The organism is Allobosea sp. Root483D1, from assembly GCF_001429505.1.
Classification (GTDB): Bacteria; Pseudomonadota; Alphaproteobacteria; order Rhizobiales; family Beijerinckiaceae; genus Allobosea.
On record NZ_LMJW01000010.1, the window covers coordinates 2,501 to 5,662 of the forward strand.

A 3,162-nucleotide genomic window follows, 5' to 3' on the forward strand; every position below is an offset into this window, starting at 1 on the left:
TTAAGAGCATTCGGTGGATGCCTTGGCGCTGAGAGGCGATGAAGGACGTGATACGCTGCGATAAGCCATGGGGAGCTGCGAATGAGCTTTGATCCGTGGATTTCCGAATGGGGAAACCCACCTTCGACAATTCGTATTGTAACTCCAGTTCGCAAGAGCTGAGGTTGCACTACGAATTGTCACATGAAGGTATTGAAACCTGAATACATAGGGTTTCAAAGCTAACCCAGGGAACTGAAACATCTAAGTACCTGGAGGAAAGGACATCAACGAGACTCCGTTAGTAGCGGCGAGCGAACGCGGACCAGGCCAGTGCTTTCTTGGAATTAACCGGAAGTGGTTGGGAAACCACGCATTAATGGGTGATAGCCCCGTACGGATACGAGACCAAGAGAGACATGAGTAAGGCGGGACACGTGAAATCCTGTCTGAACGTGGGGGGACCACCCTCCAAGCCTAAGTACTCCTCAGCGACCGATAGTGAACAAGTACCGTGAGGGAAAGGTGAAAAGCACCCCGACGAGGGGAGTGAAATAGCACCTGAAACCGAATGCTTACAAACAGTGGGAGCTCAAGGTTCGTCCTGGGTGACCGCGTACCTTTTGTATAATGGGTCAGCGACTTAGTCTGACGAGCAAGCTTAAGCCGCTAGGCGTAGGCGCAGCGAAAGCGAGTCTGAACAGGGCGTTCAGTTCGTCGGATTAGACCCGAAACCGGGTGATCTAGCCATGAGCAGGTTGAAGGTAAGGTAACACTTACTGGAGGACCGAACCGGTGCCTGTTGAAAAAGTCTCGGATGACTTGTGGCTAGGGGTGAAAGGCCAATCAAACTCGGAAATAGCTGGTTCTCCGCGAAAGCTATTTAGGTAGCGCCTCGCGTGAATACTCTCGGGGGTAGAGCACTGGATGGGTGCGGGGTACTTACCGTATTACCAAACCTAACCAAACTCCGAATACCGAGAAGTACTGCGCGGGAGACACACGGCGGGTGCTAACGTCCGTCGTGGAGAGGGAAACAACCCTGACTTACAGCTAAGGCCCCCAATTCGTGGCTAAGTGTGAAAGGATGTGGGAATCCCAAAACAACCAGGAGGTTGGCTTAGAAGCAGCCATCCTTTAAAGAAAGCGTAACAGCTCACTGGTCTAAACAAGGGTTCCTGCGCCGAAAATGTATCGGGGCTCAAGCCACGAGCCGAAGCTTAAGGTTTGCACTTTGTGCAAGCGGTAGCGGAGCGTTCCATAAGCCAACGAAGGCGGACCCGTGAGGGCTGCTGGAGGTATTGGAAGTGCGAATGCTGACATGAGTAACGACAAACAGTGTGAAAGACACTGTCGCCGAAAGTCCAAGGGTTCCTGCGTAAAGTTAATCTCCGCAGGGTTAGCCGGCCCCTAAGGCGAGGCCGAAAGGCGTAGTCGATGGGAATGAGGTGAATATTCCTCAGCCAGTTGGTAGTGACGGATCGCGTACGCTGTCAGATCTTATTGGATTGATCTGGCTTCCAAGCGGTTCCTGGAAATAGCTCCAACATTAGACCGTACCCTAAACCGACACAGGTGGACTGGTAGAGTATACCAAGGCGCTTGAGAGAACTATGCTGAAGGAACTCGGCAATTTACCTCCGTAACTTCGGGATAAGGAGGCCCAGTGCTTAGGCAACTAGGCATTGGGGGCACAGACCAGGGGGTAGCGACTGTTTAACTAAAACACAGGGCTCTGCGAAATCGTAAGATGACGTATAGGGTCTGACGCCTGCCCGGTGCCGGAAGGTTAAAAGGAGGTGTGCAAGCACCGAATTGAAGCCCCGGTAAACGGCGGCCGTAACTATAACGGTCCTAAGGTAGCGAAATTCCTTGTCGGGTAAGTTCCGACCTGCACGAATGGCGTAACGACTTCCCCGCTGTCTCCAGCATAGACTCAGTGAAATTGAATTCCCCGTGAAGATGCGGGGTTCCTGCGGTCAGACGGAAAGACCCCGTGCACCTTTACTGTAGCTTTGCGCTGGCATTCGTGTCGGCATGTGTAGGATAGGTGGTAGACTTTGAAGCCGAGGCGCCAGCTTTGGTGGAGTCATCCTTGAAATACCACCCTTATCGTCATGGATGTCTAACCGCGACCCGTCATCCGGGTCCGAGACAGCGCATGGCAGGCAGTTTGACTGGGGCGGTCGCCTCCCAAAGAGTAACGGAGGCGTGCGAAGGTGGGCTCAGAGCGGTCGGAAATCGCTCGTTGAGTGCAATGGCATAAGCCTGCCTGACTGCGAGACTGACAAGTCGAGCAGAGTCGAAAGACGGCCATAGTGATCCGGTGGTCCCGCGTGGAAGGGCCATCGCTCAACGGATAAAAGGTACGCCGGGGATAACAGGCTGATGATTCCCAAGAGTCCATATCGACGGAATCGTTTGGCACCTCGATGTCGGCTCATCACATCCTGGGGCTGGAGAAGGTCCCAAGGGTTCGGCTGTTCGCCGATTAAAGTGGTACGTGAGCTGGGTTCAGAACGTCGTGAGACAGTTCGGTCCCTATCTGCCGTGGGTGTAGGAGAATTGAGAGGATCTGCCCTTAGTACGAGAGGACCGGGGTGGACGTACCTCTGGTGGACCTGTTGTGGCGCCAGCCGCAGTGCAGGGTAGCTATGTACGGTCGGGATAACCGCTGAATGCATCTAAGCGGGAAACCCACCTCAAAACGAGTTCTCCCTTGAGAGCCGTGGAAGACGACCACGTTGATAGGCCGGGTGTGTAAGCAGGGTAACCTGCTCAGCTTACCGGTACTAATTGCTCGATCGGCTTGATCGTTCTCATGATCAATGTCCGCAAACACTCGATAACTGCGAACACTGCACAAAGACCAATATGCTTGCCAATATCCTTCGCCGGCCCGGTGGCTTGAGCGAGGAGCCAGAACCCGATCCCATCCCGAACTCGGCCGTTAAACTCCTCAGCGCTGATGGTACTGTGTCTCAAGACCCGGGAGAGTAGGTCGTTGCCGGGCCTGTCAAGGATATCCCTCATCACATGACTTCCAGCGCGCGGCGCAGGGTGCCCAAAAGCACCCAGCGCCGCGTTGCCGTTTAAAACGCATTATCGCGGGGTGGAGCAGCCCGGTAGCTCGTCAGGCTCATAACCTGAAGGTCGTCAGTTCAAATCTGGCCCCCGCAACCA

1 tRNA gene and 2 rRNA genes (1 of these 3 running past the window's edge) are annotated in these 3,162 nt (G+C 54.2%); all 3 read left to right on the forward strand.

Annotated elements, in window-relative coordinates:
• A 23S ribosomal RNA gene (locus tag ASE66_RS09870) occupies positions 1-2,796 on the forward strand (it extends 11 nt beyond the left edge of the window).
• A gap of 81 nt (positions 2,797-2,877) precedes the next feature.
• A 5S ribosomal RNA gene (gene rrf / locus ASE66_RS09875) occupies positions 2,878-2,992 on the forward strand.
• A 93-nt stretch (positions 2,993-3,085) separates the two neighbouring features.
• Positions 3,086-3,162: transfer RNA gene (locus tag ASE66_RS09880), tRNA-Met, on the forward strand.